Here is a 17,145-nt window from a genome sequence, read left to right as displayed (position 1 = left end):
CCCAGGTTCGAGGCGGGCGCTAGGACAAGTGGGGCGGCACCTTTTGTCTGACCCTTGCGCCGGGATGGCGACCACTTGATGGCGAACCCATGTTCAACACCGTTCTGTTTCCGATCGACCAGAGCCGCCAGACCATGGACACGGCGGCCCTGACCCTGAAGCTGGCTCTCCAGCACGGCAGCCGCCTGGTGGTGCTTTCCGTGGTGGAGCCTGAGGAGGGTGTCATGCACGATGCCGCCGCCGTGGCGCGGCTTCTGGAGCAGGCCCGCGGCCACTTCGAGCAGGCCGGTGTGACCTGCGAGGTGATCGAGCGCGAAGGGCGGCCCGCCTTCGTGATCGGGGATGTGGCCGATGAGATCAATGCTGACCTGATCGTGATGGGCACCCGCGGCCTTTCCCTCGATGCCGATCAGCCCAGCACCGCGTCGCGGGTGATCCAGCTGGCCCCCTGCCCTGTGCTGGTGGTGCCCTGATGGAGGGGATCGCCACCCCCGTCGGAGAGGGTCTGAGCCAGTCGGCCCCCGCGATCCAGTGGTATCCGGGGCACATCGCCAAGGCGGAGCGGCAGCTGTTCACCCAGCTCGCCAAGGTGGATCTGGTGATCGAGGTGCGAGATGCCCGCATCCCCCGGGCCACCGGCCACCCCCGCCTGCAGCGCTGGATGAAAGCCAAGCCGCGTCTGCTGGTGATCAACCGCCGCGACATGATCAACGAAGCGGCACGCCAGGCCTGGGACCACTGGCTGCGTGAACGCGGCGAGACCCCCTGGTGGTGCGACGCCAAGGTGGGCACCGGCGTCAAGCAGCTCCAGGAGGCGGCCATCCGCGCTGGGGGGCAGCTCAACGCCCGCCGGGCGGGACGGGGCATGCGGCCGCGCCCGGTGCGCGCCCTGATGCTCGGCTTCCCCAACGTCGGCAAGTCGGCCCTGATCAACCGCCTCGTGCGTCAGAAGGTGGTCGACAGCGCCCGCCGCGCCGGGGTGACCCGCACCCTGCGCTGGGTGCGACTTGGCCAGGAGCTGGATCTTCTCGATGCCCCCGGGGTGCTGCCGCCGCGCCTGGATGATCAGCGCGCCGCCCTGCTGCTCGCCCTCTGCGATGACATCGGCCAGGCCGCCTACGACGGCGAGGCCGTGGCCGTGGCCTTCCTGCGCCTGCTTGATGGTCTGCAGGTCCATCCGGCGGCTGGGATCTCCTCCAGCGGCGTACTTGGGCGATATGGCGTGCCGATCACACGCCTGGAGGACAACGTGGTGGATGGCTGGGGCTGGCTGGAGGCCGCCGCCGCCCGCCACACCAGTGGCGACACAGCCCGCATGGCCCAGCGCCTGCTTGACGACTTCCGCCGCTCCATCCTGGGTCCGATCGCCCTCGAGCTGCCGCCTGAGCCGGCATGACGGGCTTCGGCGAAGGAGAGGGTGAACTGGTCAAGCTCCACTACCCGAAGCCGCTGCCGATGCGCCTCGACCGCTGGCTGGTGGCCCAGCGGCCGGAGCAGAGCCGGGCCCGCATCCAGAAGTTCATCGATGCCGGCTACGTGCGTGTCAATGGCGTCACGGGCCGGGCCAAGACTCCCCTGCGGCTCCACGACGAAGTGCAGCTGTGGATGCCGCCGCCTGAGCCGCTGCCCTACCTGCTGCCCCAGCCGATCCCCCTTGATGTGCTCTACGAAGACGCCCACCTGATCGTGCTCAACAAGCCGGCCGGCCTCACGGTGCATCCGGCGCCGGGCAACCGCGACGGCACGCTGGTGAATGGTCTGCTGCACCACTGCCCCGATCTGCCCGGTATCGGGGGTGAGATGCGCCCCGGCATCGTTCATCGCCTCGACAAGGACACCACCGGCTGCATCGTGGTCGCCAAGAGCCAGGAGGCCCTGGTGCGACTGCAGGTGCAGATCCAGAAGCGGGTGGCCTCAAGGGAGTACCTGGCGGTGGTGCATGGGGCGCCTGCGGCCGAGAGCGGCACGATCGTGGGGGCGATCGGCCGTCATCCTGCCGATCGCAAGAAATACGCCGTGGTGGCCGATGAGAAGGGTCGCTTCGCCTGCACCCACTGGACCCTGATCGAGCGCCTCGGCGATTACTCCCTGCTGCGCTTCCGGCTCGACACCGGCCGGACCCATCAGATTCGCGTCCACTGCGCCCACATCGGCCATCCGATCGTGGGCGATGTCACTTACAGCCGCTGCCGCAAGTTGCCGCTGGAGCTGCCCGGGCAGGCCCTGCATGCGGTGGCCCTGGGTCTCGATCATCCGATCAGCGGCAAGCGGCTGGCTTTCGCGGCTCCACTGCCGCCAGTGTTCGAGGCCCTGCTCACCGCCCTGCGCCAGCGCCTCAACCCAGCCGTCAGCGGGAGCCAGGGCTGGCTTCCTCAAGCATCACATCGAACAGAGTGAGGCGCTCGAGCTGGTCGGCCACGGCTATCGCGGTGAGCACCGCAAAGCCGATCGGCAGCAGCAGGGCGTAGTTCTTGCTCAGCTCGAAGCTGAGCAGGATCGCCGTCAGCGGCGTGCGCGTGAGGGCGCCCAGGAAGGCGCCGCCCCCGGCGAACAGCAGGGTGGCCGGGGCATAGGAGAACAGCAGCAGGCAGAGTTGCTGCACCAGGGTGCCCAGGGATGCGCCCACCACCAGGGCCGGTGCCAGGAACCCCCCTGGTGCCTCCGCCGCCACCGCCACGGCTGTACCCACTCCTTGAACCCCCAGGGCCAGCAGGGCGGTGGACGGGCCGCTTAGCCCCAGCAGGGCGTCGAAGTCGAGACGGTCAGGGTTGTCGAAGCTGCCGGGCAGGAGCGACCAGCCCAGGCCGATCGTCAGCCCCACCAGCGGCAGCAGTTGCCAGGCCTCCAGCCTCAGCTGCCTCAGGGCCAGGCGCAGGCGCAGGATGCCACGCTGATAAAAAACCGCCAAACCACCGGCGAGAACTCCCAGCAGCAGCAGGATCGGCACATCCACCAGGCGGAAATCATCGACGCGGCTGGGATAGAGGATCATCGGCAACAAATCACGCAGCCAGGCCGGTCCCACGGGAGCCGCCGAGAGCAGGCGGGTCCAGGCGATGGTGGCAAAGGTGGCGAAGGCCGCGATGGCGTTGGTGCGCACGTCCGAGCGCTTGAGCAACTCCTCGATCGTGTACAGCGCTCCACCAAGGGGGGAGTGGAACACGGCAGCCAATCCCGCGCCACTGCCGATGGCCACCGCCAGACGTTGCTGGTGGTCGTGGGGGTAAATCCCACCAGCGGCTTCCTTGGCCAGGGAGGCACCGATCTGAATCGATGGCCCCTCAGGCCCCACCGGGATGCCGCCGCCGATCGCCACGCCACTGGCCAGCAGCTTCACCACCGCCACCCGCCAGCCCATGGGCACCGGCACCCCTCGCAGCCAGAGCATCACCTGCACGATCCCCGATCCCTTGGCACCGGGCTCCACAGCGCTGATAAGGCCTCCGGCGATGGCGCCCCCCAGCGCGCCCATCATGGGCAGCACGAACCAGCGGGGCAGGTGATTGGCCAGTTGGAGGCGCAGGGCATTCACCGCCTGGATCTCCAGTCCGTAGACCCAGATCGCCAGGGCCACCCCGATGCCGATCGCATTCACCAGCAGGAACAGCCGCAGCAGGCTCGCGATCTTCCGCAATGACACCCGGCGGAGGAAGGGCATGGTTCAGGCGGGCGCTGGCAGCCGTGGGCAGGCCTCCACCAGCTGGCGGGTGATCACGGCCTGGGGCCGCTCGAGCATCGCTCCAGCTGGCCCCTCCTCCACGATTCGCCCCCCGTCGAGCACGATCAATCGCTGACAGAAGCCGCCGGCCACAGCCAGGTCGTGGGTAACGAAGATCAACCCCAGACCGAGGCGCCCCTGCAGTTGCCGCAGCAGGGCCAGCACCTCAGCCTGCACTTCGGCGTCGAGCATGCTCACGCTCTCATCGCAGAGCAGCACCTTCGGCTCCAGCACCAGGGTGCGGGCGATGGCCACCCGTTGCTGCTGGCCTCCCGAGAGCTGCCGCGGCATGCGGTTCTCGTAGAGCTCCGGCGGCTCAAGTCCCACGGTGGCCAGCCCTTCTCGGGCCCTGGCGCGGGCCTCAAGCCTGCTGGCGAGGCCATGGATCAGCAGCGGATCCGCCACCGCTTCCCCCACCGTCATGCTCGGATTGAGGCAGGCCAGCGGATCCTGGAAGACCATCTGCAGGCTGCGGCGGGCTCTGGCGAGCTCCCCCCCGCCCATCCTGAGCAGGTCGCGGCCCTCCAGGCTCACCCGGCCACCCCGCACCGGTGTCAGCCCCATCAGGGCGCGGCAGAGGGTGCTCTTGCCGCAACCGGACGCTCCCACCACCCCGAGGGTTTCCCCCGGCCCCAGGCGCAGGCTCACGCCATCGACGGCCTTAAGCCAGCGCCGCCGCCACGGCGCTGAGGGCAGCGGATGCCAGCAGCGGAGTTCCTCCACCTCCAGCAGCAGCGACGCCTCGGCGCTGGCCGGGGTGTGGCTGCCTTCGCGGGCACGGGCCGCCGCCACCAGCCGCTGGCTGAGCGGTGCCTTGGGAGAGCGCAGCAGTTCGATGGCGGGCCCCTCCTCCACCACCTGCCCATGGTCGAGCACGGCGATGCGCTGGCACCAGCGCCCCGCCATGGCGAGGTCGTGGCTGATCAGCAGCAGGGCGCTGCCACTCTCGCGGCAGAGGTCGGTGAGCTCGGCCATCACCTGGGCCGCCACGGCCACATCCAGGCTGGTGGTGGGCTCATCGGCGATCACCAGGGCCGGCTCCAGGGCCATGGCCAGGGCGATCGCCAGCCGCTGGCGCATGCCACCGCTGAACTCATGGGGATAGCTGCTGTAGCGATCCGGGCCGATGCCAACCCGCTGCAGCAGCTGCTCCGCTCGCTGGCGTACCCGTTCCCGCTCCCAGCCGGGACGATGGGCCGAGATGGTGTCGCTGAGGTGTTCACCGATGCGCAGGAGCGGGTTCAGCCTTGTCATCGGGTCCTGGAACACCAGCCCAACGGCTTCCCCCCGCAACTGGCGCAGGGCCGGACGCTTCAGAGCACGGGGGTCCTGGCCCGACAGGCTCAGGTGTCCGCTGCAGTGACTGCCGGGTGGCAGCAACTGCAGCACCGCCCGCGCCACTGTGCTTTTGCCGCAGCCGGAGGGTCCCACCAGGGCAAGGGTGTCACCGGAGCAGAGGCGCAGGTTGAGGCCATTGAGGGTGGGGGCCGCGCTGCCGCCTGGGTAGCTCACGACCAGGTCGCTGATCTCCAGCACCGGCTCGGCGGCACGCGTGTCGGCCATGGGACGCGGCGGATCAGGACGTGCTGGCACAGCATGGGGGGCGTGCGGGTGCACTCGTGGTTTTGTTGCGTGATCTGCATACGATGGAGTCAGAAGTGTCCGGTGATGCTCGATACCGCCGTTGGAATCAAGGACAACGTTGCGGGCGAGAGCCTGGAGGCCGGGACGCTTGTCGGCCACTGCCCTGGCCTGGCTGAGGACTGTGGCGATCCGCCGTCCCTGGTGGTCGACGCGGTCCCAGCTCTGAGACGGCGGCCGATCCGCTCCCCCGACGACTACGGGGTGAAGCTCCCCGATTGGCTCAGGGAGTGCATCGTGCATGTGCCCCCCGGCGACGGGGAGACCTGCCCTACCGACCCTGAAGCCCTGCTGGCAGCAGCTTTTGATTTCGCCTTCCAGCTCCACGACGGCCAGGTAAGAGCCACAGGCGAGCCCTACATCATCCATCCGGTCGCCGTCGCTGATCTGCTGCGCGACATCGGCGCCAGCGCCGGGGTGATCGCCGCCGGCTTCCTGCACGACGTGGTCGAGGACACCGACGTCACCTCCGAGGAGCTTGAGCTTCACTTCGGCGCCGAGGTGCGCGCTCTGGTGGAAGGGGTCACCAAGCTCGGAGGCATTCACTTCACCAATCACACCGAAGCCCAGGCGGAGAACCTGCGGCGGATGTTCCTGGCCATGGCCAGTGACATCCGCGTGGTGCTGGTGAAGCTGGCGGACCGGCTGCACAACATGCGCACCCTCGGGGCCCTCAAGCCCGAAAAGCAGCAGCGGATTGCCCGTGAAACCCGCGAGATCTACGCACCCCTCGCCAACCGGCTCGGCATCGGCCGCTTCAAGTGGGAACTCGAAGACCTCGCCTTCAAGATCCTCGAGCCAGAGGCCTATGGCGAGATCAAGCAGCAGGTGGCCAGCAAACGCAGTGACCGTGAGGAGCGACTGGCTGCCACGGTGGCCCTGCTGGTGCAACGGCTTCAGGGCGCGGGTCTGCACGACTGTGAGGTGAGCGGCCGGCCCAAGCATCTCTATGGCATCTGGAGCAAGATGCAGATGCAGCAGAAGGCCTTCCACGAAATCTTCGATGTGGCGGCCCTGCGCATCCTGACGCCCAATCTCGAGAGCTGTTATCGCGCTCTGGCGGTGGTTCATGACACCTTCCGCCCGATTCCTGGCCGTTTCAAGGACTACATCGGTCTGCCAAAGCCCAACGGCTATCAGTCTTTGCACACCGCCGTGATCGGCCGTCATCGGCCGATCGAGGTGCAGATCCGCACCACGGAGATGCACCAGGTGGCGGAGTACGGCATTGCCGCCCATTGGAAGTACAAGGAGGGAGGCTCACCCGCCTCAGCCGGTGCCGCCGATCGCTTCAATTGGCTGCGCCAGCTGGTCGACTGGCAGCAGGACGATGGAGGCGAAGACAGCAGCGATTATCTCGCCTCGATCAAGGAAGATCTCTTCGATGAGGAGGTTTTCGTGTTCACACCCCAGGGGGATGTGGTGGGGTTGCGCAAGGGATCCACAGCTGTGGATTTCGCCTTTCGCATTCACTCTGAAGTGGGAAACCACTGCCAGGGCGTGCGCATCAACGACCGTCTCTGCCCATTGGCCACGCCACTGCGCAACGGTGATTTCGTTCAGATCATCACTGCGAAGTCGGCCCATCCGAGCCTCGATTGGCTCAACTTCGTTGCTACCCCCACCGCCCGCAACCGCATCCGGCAGTGGTACAAACGCAGCCATCGCCAGGAGAACATCCAGCGGGGCACTTCCATGCTGGAGCGGGAGCTGGGCCGAGACGGCTTCGATGCCCTGCTCAACGGAGAGGCGATCGCGAAGGTGGCCCGCCGCTGCAACCTGGTGGGCACCGAGGATCTGTTGGCGGCCCTCGGCTTCGGTGGCGTCACCCTGCAGCAGGTGGTCAACCGCCTGCGTGAGGAGGTCCGGCTCGCTACAGCGGCGGCAGCCCCGGTGCTCAGCAACGAGGACCTCGCCCGCAGCGTGTCTGATCAGGCCAGTTTGCCGCTGCCATCCTCGGCGGATGGCAGCGGCAGTCCGATCCTGGGGCTGGAGGGCCTGGAGTACCGGCTGGGAGGCTGCTGCTGTCCCCTGCCCGGGGAAGCGATTGTCGGCAGCGTCGCCCTGGGCAACCACGGCATCACGATTCACCGTCAGGACTGCGCCAATGTGGCTGCCGTTCCGGTGGAGCGGCGATTGCCGGTGCGCTGGAATCCGGCCGCTGACCAGCAGCGTCGTCGCTACCCCGTTCAGATCCGGATCGAGGTGCTCGATCGTGTCGGTGTGCTCAAGGACATCCTCACGCGCCTCTCCGACAGCCGCATCAACGTCAGTGATGCCCGGGTGCGCACGGCCTACGGCAAGCCCGCCCGCATCGATCTCAAGGTGGAGCTCGTCAGCGCCAGCCAGCTTGCGACCACCATGGATCAGATCCGCTCCATGGCCGACGTGCTCGATCTCTGCCGCACCGGCATCGGCTGATCAGGGGGTGCCTGCCTCGGACCTGGGTGACGTTCAAACAGCTTGTAGATCTCTCCGCTCAGGCCGACCCTGGCGGTGATCTCCGTCCACTGCGACGTTCGGCTGGCCAGGCATTTCTTCAGAAAGCTCTCTGAATGGCGCCCACCGCGATCGGTGGCCTTCCAGACGATCGTGTGATTTTCAGCAGCGACGAGCTGGTCGCAAGCCTGGGCGTCGGTGATGGCAAGGCCGAGGCGGCGGGTGGCCCAGGAGGCGGTCAGGCCATAGGGCTCAAGGCTCCAGCTGGGATGGCTGCCGACTGTGGAGGCGTCCTGGTGAAGTTGCCAGTGCAGGGAGAAGTCCTGAGGGGAGATGAATCCTCGCTGCTCCGGCGGCTGCGCTGCCAGGTGGTTCCGAACCAGGCTCCATTCGCCTGCGAGTCGGGCGGAGGCGGCCTGCTTGCGGCTGTTCTGGCCTGTGGGTGAGGGCGTCAAGAGTTCGGCGCTCACGATGTTGTAAGCCAGGATCAGCGAAAGCACCAGAACTATTGCCTCACTCCAGGCCTGGCTGCGTGCCTGCCGTTGCTGGGCAGTGAGCAGGCCGATGCCGCTGACGATCAAGAGCGTGTACGGAAGCACGCTCATCAGGTCGTAGTGCCCCCAGTAGTGGGTGTGCTCAAAAGAGAGCGCCAGTCCCACCAGATACAGAGTGGCCAGTGCCGGCAGCAGCAGAAGGCGGCCGCCGCTGCCATGGCGGTTCGCCCGACGCACCCAGCCGGCGATGCCCAGCAGGGGCAGGATCATCAGGATCCAGACCTCAATGCCGGCGATGCCTACCACTGACATCTGCCGCAGGAAGTGGAGCATCGTGCCCTGGTCCTGCATCGCCTGACCGCTCCACTCCAGCAGGACTTCGACCGCTCCGGCCCAGGCTCTTGCAGGGCCATCGGGAACGAACGCGTAGGGGGCGAAGACCAGCAAGGCACCGAGCAGACCGCCACCGACCATGGCCATGCACTCCATCAACAGGGCGCCAGTGGACAGACCGCGACGCCGGCCACTGGCGAATCGCCACAACTGGCAGGCCAGGGTGGTGAGCAGGAGCGGAGCGATCAGGTTGGGGCGAACTGCGGCAGCCAGGAAGAACCAGAACCCTGCCGCCACCAGCCAGCCTCGGGCCGCTCGCGGCGGCGCCTGCAGATCCGCACGCCGTGCCACCTCACGGCTGAGGCAGGCGAGGCCGAACACCAGAAACGAGTTGGCGTAGTGATGGATGTGGCCTGATAGACCCCCGACAAGTTTCTGGCTGAGCAGGAGATAGAGCGCAGCGGCCACCCAGGGCAGGGGGTACCCATGGGCAGCTGCGATCCAGCCGCTGCGCCTGAGGCTCCCGACGCTGCGGGCCAGCACCACTGCCGTCGCGGCATTGAGCAGGACCACCAGAACCCGGTGCGAGCGGATCGAACCAAGCAGGGCCGATGGAACGAAGAGATATTGAACGATCGGCCACTTCGAATCGAAGTGATCGGTGTAGAGAAGGCTGCCTTGCGTTAACTTCCAGCCGAGAAAGAAGAACGTGTCGATATCAATGTCATAACTCCCCACGCTGCTGGGAGCATTCCAGACCCGCAGGCCAATCCCGACCAGAATCAGGAGCCAGGTGACGGCCAGTAGCCCCAGCCATTGGCGATGCGGAGCTGCACCGTGGTCCATCAGCGCGGATCCTGCCGCGCTGATGATCGTGTCAAGCCAGAAGGGGCCGAACCCGAAATGGGGTCGCCCTGGCGGCGGAACAGTTTGAATTCGCCGGTGCGCAGCCCCAGATCCTGGGTGAGCTCTTCCCAGCGCCCGGGCTCCTGGCTGAGGCACTGGCGCATGAAGGCCTCGGTGTTCGGACCCTCCGGATCGACCCGCTTCCAAACCAGGTGAGCGTTGGCGGGCTTAAGCAGCTGGGCGCAGGTCTGGGCCGCCCCCACCGGCAGGCCGATAACGGTGGTGGCCCAGGACGCTTTCATCCCCTGGGGATTGAGGCTCCAGTCGGGGCCGATGCCCACGGTGGTGGCCGGCACGTTCAACTGCCATTGCAGAGCTGGATCCTGAGGCGCCGTGAAGCCGCGGTTTTCAGCGGGAAGGGAGGCCAGGTAGGTGCGCAGCATGGTGCGGTCCTGCTCCAGCGCGATCACCCGGCTCGAGAGTCGTGACGGGGCGCCGAAGACCTCGGCGATGAACATGTTGTTGAACAGGATCAGCGAGAGGATCAAGGTGCCACTGAAGGCGGCCCGGCGAACGGCGGGTCGGCCGGAGCGCTCCAGAGCCGCCATCCCCGAGGCCAAGAACAGAACCACGGGGACCACGACCAACTGGCCGTCATGGCCGTTGAAATCGGTGCGCTGGAACGACCAGGTGAGCTCGAGCAGGAACACCACTGCCAGACCAGGCACCAGCAACAACCGTTCGCGACGTCGCCCGGGCGCGTTCCACGTCTTTCGGGCGATCAGGACCACCCCGGCCGCTGGCATCAGCGCAAGCAGCCACAGCGGCAATCCTGCGAGCGGCGTGCGGATCAGTTCTCCGAACAGGAAGCCCACATCGGCTTCCCTCCAGATCTGCTGACTGATCCACTGCAGCGGCAGGGCCACAGCGCCGGCCCAGGCGTGGCTAGCCCCATCCGCCACGAACAGATAGGGCAGGAACATCAGGGCTGTTGCCAGGACGGCGCCACCAGCGAGGGCTCCTGCGGCCCGACCCGGCTGACGGTGGTGCACCAGCACCAGGACACTCACCAGGGTGAGGGGATAGATCAGGGTGAAGAAGCAGGCCACCGCCATCATCCCCATCGCCCCAGTGGCTACCAGCCAGGCCCGCCGCCCGTGGAGTTCCCTCGCACCGGGCAGGCCCCGACCCAGCATGTAGACGCCGAGCACCAGAAAGGTGTTGGCGAACTGGTGCGGGCTCCCGGCTATCCCGCCAGGAATTTTCTGGCTCAGGATCACCAGCAGGACCCCACTGGCCAGGGGGACCAGGGACTTGGGCCCCAGCTGGATGAGGCCAGCGCGTGAGAACTTCCGCACCGCTGAGGCCAGCAGAACGCCGCCGAGCAGGTTGAGGCCCATGACCAGGATCCGGTGCGCCTGAATCGATCCCAGCCAGGCTGCGGGGGCGTAGAGCAACTGGACGATCGGCCACTGACGCAGATAGCTTTCTTGGTAAAGGAGCCCCCCCTGCAACCAGCGCTGGCTGAGATAGACGAGCGAATCGATCTCTTCATCGTAACTGCCGGAGATGGTGCTGGCCCGCCAGACACGCACGGCAAGGCTGACCAGGGTGAGCAGCCACAGCGCCGTCAGCACGATGCGTTGTCTGCTCAAGTTTCGCTGCAGGTCGTCCAGGGCACAGTCTGCATGGATGGGCAGTTTCAGCGGTCCTAGCGGAACACCTTGACTGCCCTGGAGCCGCTGGCGGCCTGGCAGGCCTGGCCTGACGCCTGGTTGGCCAGTGAGGATCCAGCCACAGCGCACGATCCGAGTGCTCGGCGCTACAGCGTCCACCGTTGGGCTCTGTCTGAATTCATCTATCGATGACCCTCTGGCATGTGCTGCCATGACCTCCGAGCAAGCGGCCCAACTGATCGACGACACCCTTGACCTGGTGCATCAAAGGCTTCAGGCCCTTGATGCGGTCCAGAAGCGGCGTGAGCACAAAGCACTGGCCGAGGAGTTCCGGGAGTGGCGTCAGCCGAGCGGAGGCCACATCGACCTGATGCTCTGCCCTGGGTTCGGCAACGGCTGAGCCCTCAGCTGCCGGTCAAGTTTCTGCCGCTCTGGCGTTCTAACCAGCGCCAGTAAACGAAGCCCAGCGCCAGTGAGGCCACCGTGCCCACGATCGTCGAACCCAGCAGCAGTCGGCTCGAGAACGACCAGCCCAGTTCCCAGAGGCCCTGACCCTTGAGAGCGTCAAGGCTGGGCCAGCCCTCCCCCGGGCCGAGCAGCCAGCAGCCCAGTTGATAGTTGAACCAGTAGAGCGGTACATAGGTCAGGGGGTTGCTGATCCAGGTGCCGGCAGCCGCCAGCAGGTGGTTCCCTCTGACCAGGCTGGCCAGCCCCACCCCCAGCAGGGTCTGCAAACCGAAGAAAGGAAAGCATCCACAGAACACCCCGGCCGCCAGCCCTCGGGCCCGCTGGCTATGGCTTCCCTCCTGCATCCACAGCCAGTGGATCCAGAGCCGGATCCTGGCCAGGAAGCCAGAACTCCAGCGCCGCCACCCAGACTGGCGTGGACCTTGGCCTTTGGGCTCCTTGGATTCGGACGACACCATTGCTGCGATCGCCACGGCGTTGGCGCCCGGTGAGGGAAGTGTGGCGATCGTAAGAATCTCCGGCCCCGAGGCGGAGACCATCGGCCGCAATCTGTTTCTTCCCCCCGGTGAGCAGGCCTGGGGGAGCCATCGCGTGCTCTATGGCCATGTGGTTGACCCAGTCAGCGCGGAGCGGCTGGATGAGGCCCTGCTGCTGCTGATGAAGGCACCCCGCAGTTTCACGCGGGAGGACGTGGTCGAGCTTCATTGCCACGGAGGACTGATCGCCGTGCGGCGGGTGCTGGAGCTGGTGCTCTGCTCTGGGGCACGCCTTGCCCGGCCGGGGGAGTTCAGCCAGAGGGCCTTCCTCAACGGCCGCCTCGATCTCACCCGTGCGGAGGCGATCAGCGACCTGATCACGGCCCGCAGCCGCCGGGCGGCCCAGCTGGCGGTCGCCGGCCTCGATGGCGGCCTGCAGCGGCGGATCGGCGCTCTGCGCGGCCGCCTGCTCGACCAGCTGGCGGAGCTGGAGGCGCGGGTTGATTTCGAGGAGGATTTGCAGCCCTTGGATCCGGCGGCTCTGGTGGCGGAGCTGGAGGCGGTGCAGCAGGCGCTGCTGAGGCTGGTGGAGGAGGCCTCCCAGGGCCGGCTGCTGCGGGAGGGCCTGAAGGTGGCGATCATCGGCCGTCCCAACGTGGGCAAATCGAGCCTGCTCAATGCCCTCAGCCGCAGTGAGCGGGCGATCGTGACGGACCAGCCCGGCACCACCCGCGATCTGGTGGAGAGCGAGTTGGTGCTGCAGGGCGTTCCGCTCACCCTGCTCGACACTGCCGGGATCCGCGCCACCGACGATCTGGTGGAGCGCCTGGGGATTGAGCGCAGCCACCGGGCCCTGGCCAGCGCTGACGCGGTGCTGCTGCTGGTGGACCTGAGCGAGGGCTGGACCGAGGCCGACGCGGCACTGGCCGGCCAGTTGCCCGCCGAGGTGCCGGTGCTGGTGGTGGGCAACAAGGCCGATCGTGCTGTCGCCGTTGCCCCTGCCCAGGTGGATGTGGTGATCAGCGCGCTGACGGGCAGCGGCCTCGAGGCGCTGGGGGATGCGCTGCTGGGCCGTTGTGGCCTCAGCCTGGGGCCTGGGTTGGAGGTGGCTCTCAATGCCCGCCAGTGTGATCTGGCGGCGGCGGCGGCCGAAAGCCTTGGAGGCTCCCTGGCGGCAGCCGCGGAGGATCTGCCCTGGGATTTCTGGACGATCGACCTGCGTCAGGCCGCGCGCAGCCTCGGTGAGATCACCGGTGAGGAGGTGAACGAAGCCGTGCTCGACCGTGTCTTCTCCCGCTTCTGCATCGGCAAATAGTCGCGTTGTGGCCGTCAGGATGGGGAGAGCCCCAGCCTGTCCAGGTTCCCGTTGGCCATCCTTCCGAGCGCCCATGCGGCCGCCGCCCTGCTCAGCCAGCCTCAGCTGGAGCTCCAGCTCCGCTCCTGGCTGGCGGAGGACATCGGCCGTGGCGACCTCACCGCCGCCGCCCTGATCGGCCAGCCAGGCCGGGCCAGCTGGACGGCTCGGCGTGCGGGGACGTTCTGTGGCGGGGTGCTGGTGGAGCCGCTGTTCCGTTTGCTCGATGCCTCGGTGCAGGTGCGCCTGTTGGTGGCCGACGGGGAGCCGGTGGCACTGGATCAGCGGGTGCTGGAGCTGGCGGGACCGGCGACGGCCCTGGTGGCTGGTGAGCGCACCGCCCTCAACCTGGCCATGCGCCTGTCAGGGATCGCCACCGCTACGGCGGCGCTGGTGGCGGTGCTGAGCGGCACAGGAGTGAAGCTGGCCGACACCCGCAAGACCACCCCTGGCCTGAGGTTGCTCGAGAAGTACGCCGTGCGTTGCGGTGGGGGCACGAATCATCGCTGCGGGCTCGATGACGCCGCCATGCTCAAGGAGAACCACCTGGCCTGGGCCGGCGGGGTGGCGCACGCCATCGCCGCTGTGCGCTCCGTCGCCCCCTGGCCAGCACGGGTGATCGTGGAGGCGGAAACCGACGATGAGGCGGTGCAGGCCGTTGACGCTGGTGCTGATGCAGTTCTGCTCGACGGCTTCACTCCCGAGGCCCTGGGGCAGTTGGTGCCCCAACTCCAGCGGCGGGCGATCGAGCGGGGTCTGCCGGTGGTGCTGGAGGCTTCCGGTGTGGATCCCGCCCAGCTGCGTGCCTACGCCGCCACCGGCATCGATCTGATCTCCACCAGCGCCGCGGTCACCCGCAGTCCCTGGCTGGATCTGAGCATGCGCTACGACCCGGTGCTGGCGTGAATGCCCGAAACGGTCCAGATGCAGGGCCGTCTCGATAAGCCATGGCTCTTCATCACAAAGCACTGCTCTTGCGGCCTGGTGGTTGGCCAAATTCGCCGCATTTGTCAAGATTGTGGATGGTCTGCCTTGCGACCTCCCGTGCCGCGACGTCCCTTCCCCCTTCAGCTGGTTCTGCCGTTGTCCCGATCCCGCGTGGGTCGCCGGTTGGTGCCGGCTGGCCTGGCCCTGCTCGCGGGCCTTCTGCCGGCGGCATCCGCTCGCGCGGAGGGGGTCGTCGACCGGGTCGCCCGCAGCGGTGAGCTGGTGATGGTTGGGCTGCCTGATCAGGCACCCCTGCTCTCCTTCACTGCCCAAGGGCAACCGGTGGGCTACGCGATGGAGGTGGGCAATCGCATCGCGGCTGAGCTGGCTGTGGCCGTGGGCCGCCCCGTCCGGCTCCGCGTCGAGGCCGTGGCCGACCCTGCTGCTCTGGGCCTGCGTCTGGTGGGCGGTCAGGCCGATCTCGCCTGTGGCGTGCCGTTCAACTGGGAACAGGACAACACCCTCGACTATTCCCTGCCCTTCGCGCTCTCCGGTCTGAGGCTGCTGGCGCCCGCTGGTCGACTGGATGGATCGCCCCAGTCGCTCGCCGGGAGGCGCATCGGTGTGGTCGCCAATTCTCTGGCGGAAACAGAGCTCAAGGGCATCCAGCCGGCCGCCCGGCCCGTGGGCTTCGCCAGTCTGACCGAGGCCTTGGCGGCGCTGAGGGCCGGGTCCGTGGAGGGGGTGATCGGTGACAGTTCGCTCCTGGCCGGTCTGGCTGCCGGCGACAAGGGTGCCGCGCTGGCTCAGACCCCCGCAGAGCCCTACGAGCGTTATGCCGTGGCCTGCCTGGTCCCTGAGAACGATTCCGCCTTCCGCAATCTGGTGAATCTGGCGATTGCACGGCTGCTGCAGGGCTACCTCGATGGTCAGCCCGAGGCGGTGAACGCCATCGATCGCTGGGTGGGACCCGGCAGTGCGCTCAACCGCACGCCGGATCAGATCCGCAACTACTTCGATTCGGTGCTGCTGGGGGTGGAGGCCCTGCGCCCTCTGCCGGCCCAGGCGGGTTCTACCCCTGCCAGGTCCACGGCTCCCTGATGTCCTGAGGCGGCCCACCCGGCGCGTCGTTGTCTCTGCCCCTCCCCCGCTTCCACCCTGCTCCGATGGCCTTCTTCACCCGCTCCCGGCTTTTCGGCATCCTGTTGCTGGCTGCCTCCTTGCCCCTGGATCCTGGGGTGGCCCGGGCCCTGGCGGCATCCGGCTCAGCACCCCCGGCCAGTGATCACCCCCGTCAGGCCGATGCCATCGAGGGGCGCCTGCGCCGCATTGCCGCCGCCATCCGGGACCATGACAAGCCGGAGGCCGGGGTGGAGGCGGCCGGTGCAGACGGCTGGCTGGCGCGGACGTTTATCAACGGCCCCAATGTCGGCTTCCGCAACGGAGGTTTCCGCAACGGCGGCTTCTACAACGGGGGCTTCCGCAACGGTGGATTCCGTAATGGCGGCTGGCCCAACGTCGGCTGGCGCAATTTCTGGTGACCGCATCCGCACCGGTCCAGGCTGGTCCCCTGCGCCTGCTGGTGGTGCAGCCCACGCCCTTCTGCAACCTCGACTGCGACTACTGCTACCTGCCCAGCCGCGATGACCGCAGCCGGCTGCCGCTCGAGATCCTCGATGCGGCTTTGGAGCGCGTGCTCGAAAGTCCGTTCCTCGAGGGTGGCTTCACCTTGCTCTGGCATGCGGGCGAACCGCTCACCATGCCGATCGCCTTCTACGACGCGGCCTCTGAGCGCATCGACCAGGCCCTGCAGCGCCACGGTCTGCCGCCTGGCACCATCGTGCAGTCGCTGCAGACCAATGCGGTGGTGATCGACGACGCCTGGTGCGACTGCTTCGAGCGCAACGGCATCCATGTGGGCGTGAGCATGGATGGACCGGCTGCCCTGCACGACGCCCACCGCCGCACCCGCACGGGCCTGCCCACCCATGGGGCGGTGATGCGCGGCATCGCGGCCCTTCAGCGCCGCGCCATTCCCTTCCAGGTGATCTGCGTGCTCACGGCCGATGCCCTCGATCAGGCCGATGCGCTTTACGACTTCTTCACGGGCAGTGGCATCACCAGCGTGGGTTTCAACATGGAGGAAACCGAGGGTGAGAACCTGCGCTCCACCCTCGAGCGGCCCGACAGCGAGCGCCGCTACAGCGCCTTCATGGAGCGCTTCTGGCAGCGGATCCGCGCGGAGCCTGACCGGCTGCGGCTGCGCGAATTCGATGGCATCACCAGCCTGGCCTGCGGCGAGGCCCGCCTGGAGGCCACCGACATGAACACGCCCTTCGCGATCGTGAACGTGGATGCCAGGGGCAATTTCTCCACCTTCGATCCCGAACTGCTGGCCGTAGCCACCGCCAGATACGGCGACTTCGTCTTCGGCAACGTCCTGGAGGGCAGCCTGGAAGCCTCCATGGCCACCGACAAGTTCCAGCTGGTGCGCGGGGAAATCGAAGCCGGTGTGCGGCTCTGCCGCCAGGAGTGCGCCTATTTCGGCCTCTGCGGCGGCGGTGCCGGCAGCAACAAATACTGGGAGCACGGCCGCTTTGATGGCAGCGTCACCGAGGCCTGCCGCTACCGCATCCAGCTGGTGGCTGATGTGGTGCTCAGCGGCATGGAGCAGGAGCTGGGGCTGAGCGCCTGAACGGGCCCAGCGTCTGAAAGCCGACCCCCAGGAGGGATGATCGGAGCCTGAACCGTCACCACCCCCCGGCAGTCCGGC

Annotated in this window: 15 protein-coding genes; 10 read left to right on the top strand and 5 right to left on the bottom strand. The window is 67.5% G+C overall.

Annotated features, from left to right (window positions below; genetic code table 11):
• The first annotated feature begins 89 nt into the window (after positions 1-89).
• From KBY93_RS00685 to KBY93_RS00675, 3 genes are read left to right on the top strand one after another with little or no spacing between them, the layout of a single operon-like run.
• Positions 90-473, top strand: coding sequence for a universal stress protein (locus KBY93_RS00685; protein ID WP_255092290.1), 384 nt, complete (start codon positions 90-92; stop codon positions 471-473).
• Positions 473-1,396, top strand: a complete 924-nt coding sequence (ylqF, locus tag KBY93_RS00680; RefSeq protein ID WP_255092289.1) for a ribosome biogenesis GTPase YlqF — start codon at positions 473-475, stop codon at positions 1,394-1,396. The genes KBY93_RS00685 and ylqF overlap by 1 nt, the downstream gene beginning before the upstream one ends.
• Complete coding sequence (locus tag KBY93_RS00675) at positions 1,393-2,397, top strand: RluA family pseudouridine synthase (RefSeq protein WP_255092287.1); 1,005 nt, start codon at positions 1,393-1,395, stop codon at positions 2,395-2,397. The genes ylqF and KBY93_RS00675 overlap by 4 nt, the downstream gene beginning before the upstream one ends.
• Here KBY93_RS00675 and KBY93_RS00670 read toward each other — a convergent pair.
• A complete protein-coding gene (locus KBY93_RS00670) occupies positions 2,348-3,658 on the bottom strand; it encodes a chloride channel protein (protein ID WP_255092286.1) in 1,311 nt (436 codons plus the stop codon). The two genes, KBY93_RS00675 and KBY93_RS00670, sit on opposite strands and share 50 nt — an antisense overlap.
• 3 nt (positions 3,659-3,661) lie before the next feature.
• Complete coding sequence (locus KBY93_RS00665; protein ID WP_255092284.1) at positions 3,662-5,281, bottom strand: ABC transporter ATP-binding protein; 1,620 nt, start codon at positions 5,279-5,281, stop codon at positions 3,662-3,664.
• A gap of 105 nt (positions 5,282-5,386) precedes the next feature.
• On the opposite strand from KBY93_RS00665, the gene KBY93_RS00660 reads away from it, so the two are divergent.
• Positions 5,387-7,780, top strand: coding sequence for a bifunctional (p)ppGpp synthetase/guanosine-3',5'-bis(diphosphate) 3'-pyrophosphohydrolase (locus KBY93_RS00660; protein ID WP_255092283.1), 2,394 nt, complete (start codon positions 5,387-5,389; stop codon positions 7,778-7,780).
• Here the strand turns inward: KBY93_RS00660 and KBY93_RS00655 are convergent.
• Together KBY93_RS00655 and KBY93_RS00650 are read right to left on the bottom strand one after the other, a co-directional pair.
• Positions 7,726-9,471, bottom strand: coding sequence for a hypothetical protein (locus tag KBY93_RS00655; protein ID WP_255092282.1), 1,746 nt, complete (start codon positions 9,469-9,471; stop codon positions 7,726-7,728). The two genes, KBY93_RS00660 and KBY93_RS00655, sit on opposite strands and share 55 nt — an antisense overlap.
• The gene (locus KBY93_RS00650; RefSeq protein ID WP_255092281.1) at positions 9,471-11,126 is read right to left on the bottom strand and encodes a hypothetical protein; all 1,656 of its coding nucleotides are present in this window, start codon (positions 11,124-11,126) and stop codon (positions 9,471-9,473) included. Before KBY93_RS00650 ends, KBY93_RS00655 begins: the two co-directional genes overlap by 1 nt.
• A gap of 232 nt (positions 11,127-11,358) precedes the next feature.
• On the opposite strand from KBY93_RS00650, the gene KBY93_RS00645 reads away from it, so the two are divergent.
• On the top strand, positions 11,359-11,547 hold the full coding sequence (locus KBY93_RS00645; protein WP_255092280.1) for a hypothetical protein: 189 nt from the start codon (positions 11,359-11,361) through the stop codon (positions 11,545-11,547).
• A gap of 4 nt (positions 11,548-11,551) precedes the next feature.
• Here the strand turns inward: KBY93_RS00645 and KBY93_RS00640 are convergent, their stop codons facing one another.
• The gene (locus KBY93_RS00640; RefSeq protein WP_255092417.1) at positions 11,552-12,073 is read right to left on the bottom strand and encodes a DUF2062 domain-containing protein; all 522 of its coding nucleotides are present in this window, start codon (positions 12,071-12,073) and stop codon (positions 11,552-11,554) included.
• Here KBY93_RS00640 and mnmE point away from each other — a divergent pair.
• The 5 genes from mnmE (at position 12,054) to grrM (ending at position 17,067) form a co-directional block, all read left to right on the top strand.
• Entirely contained in the window at positions 12,054-13,406 is a 1,353-nt protein-coding gene (gene mnmE / locus KBY93_RS00635; protein ID WP_255092279.1) for a tRNA uridine-5-carboxymethylaminomethyl(34) synthesis GTPase MnmE, read from the top strand. The two genes, KBY93_RS00640 and mnmE, sit on opposite strands and share 20 nt — an antisense overlap.
• A 57-nt stretch (positions 13,407-13,463) precedes the next feature.
• Positions 13,464-14,351, top strand: a complete 888-nt coding sequence (gene nadC, locus KBY93_RS00630) for a carboxylating nicotinate-nucleotide diphosphorylase (protein WP_255092416.1) — start codon at positions 13,464-13,466, stop codon at positions 14,349-14,351.
• A gap of 177 nt (positions 14,352-14,528) precedes the next feature.
• Entirely contained in the window at positions 14,529-15,473 is a 945-nt protein-coding gene (gene grrP / locus KBY93_RS00625) for an extracellular substrate binding-like orphan protein GrrP (RefSeq protein ID WP_255092277.1), read from the top strand.
• A gap of 29 nt (positions 15,474-15,502) precedes the next feature.
• On the top strand, positions 15,503-15,913 hold the full coding sequence (grrA, locus tag KBY93_RS00620) for a GrrA/OscA1 family cyclophane-containing rSAM-modified RiPP (RefSeq protein WP_255092276.1): 411 nt from the start codon (positions 15,503-15,505) through the stop codon (positions 15,911-15,913).
• Positions 15,910-17,067: a cyclophane-forming radical SAM/SPASM peptide maturase GrrM/OscB gene (grrM, locus tag KBY93_RS00615; RefSeq protein WP_255092275.1), complete on the top strand. Its 1,158-nt coding sequence runs from the start codon at positions 15,910-15,912 to the stop codon at positions 17,065-17,067. The genes grrA and grrM overlap by 4 nt, the downstream gene beginning before the upstream one ends.
• The last annotated feature ends 78 nt before the right edge of the window (positions 17,068-17,145 follow it).

This window comes from Synechococcus sp. J7-Johnson (genome assembly GCF_024345795.1).
Taxonomy (GTDB): domain Bacteria; phylum Cyanobacteriota; class Cyanobacteriia; order PCC-6307; family Cyanobiaceae; genus Regnicoccus_A.
The sequence above is the reverse complement of the archived record's forward strand: the minus strand, read 5'-3'. Positions and strand labels throughout refer to the sequence as shown.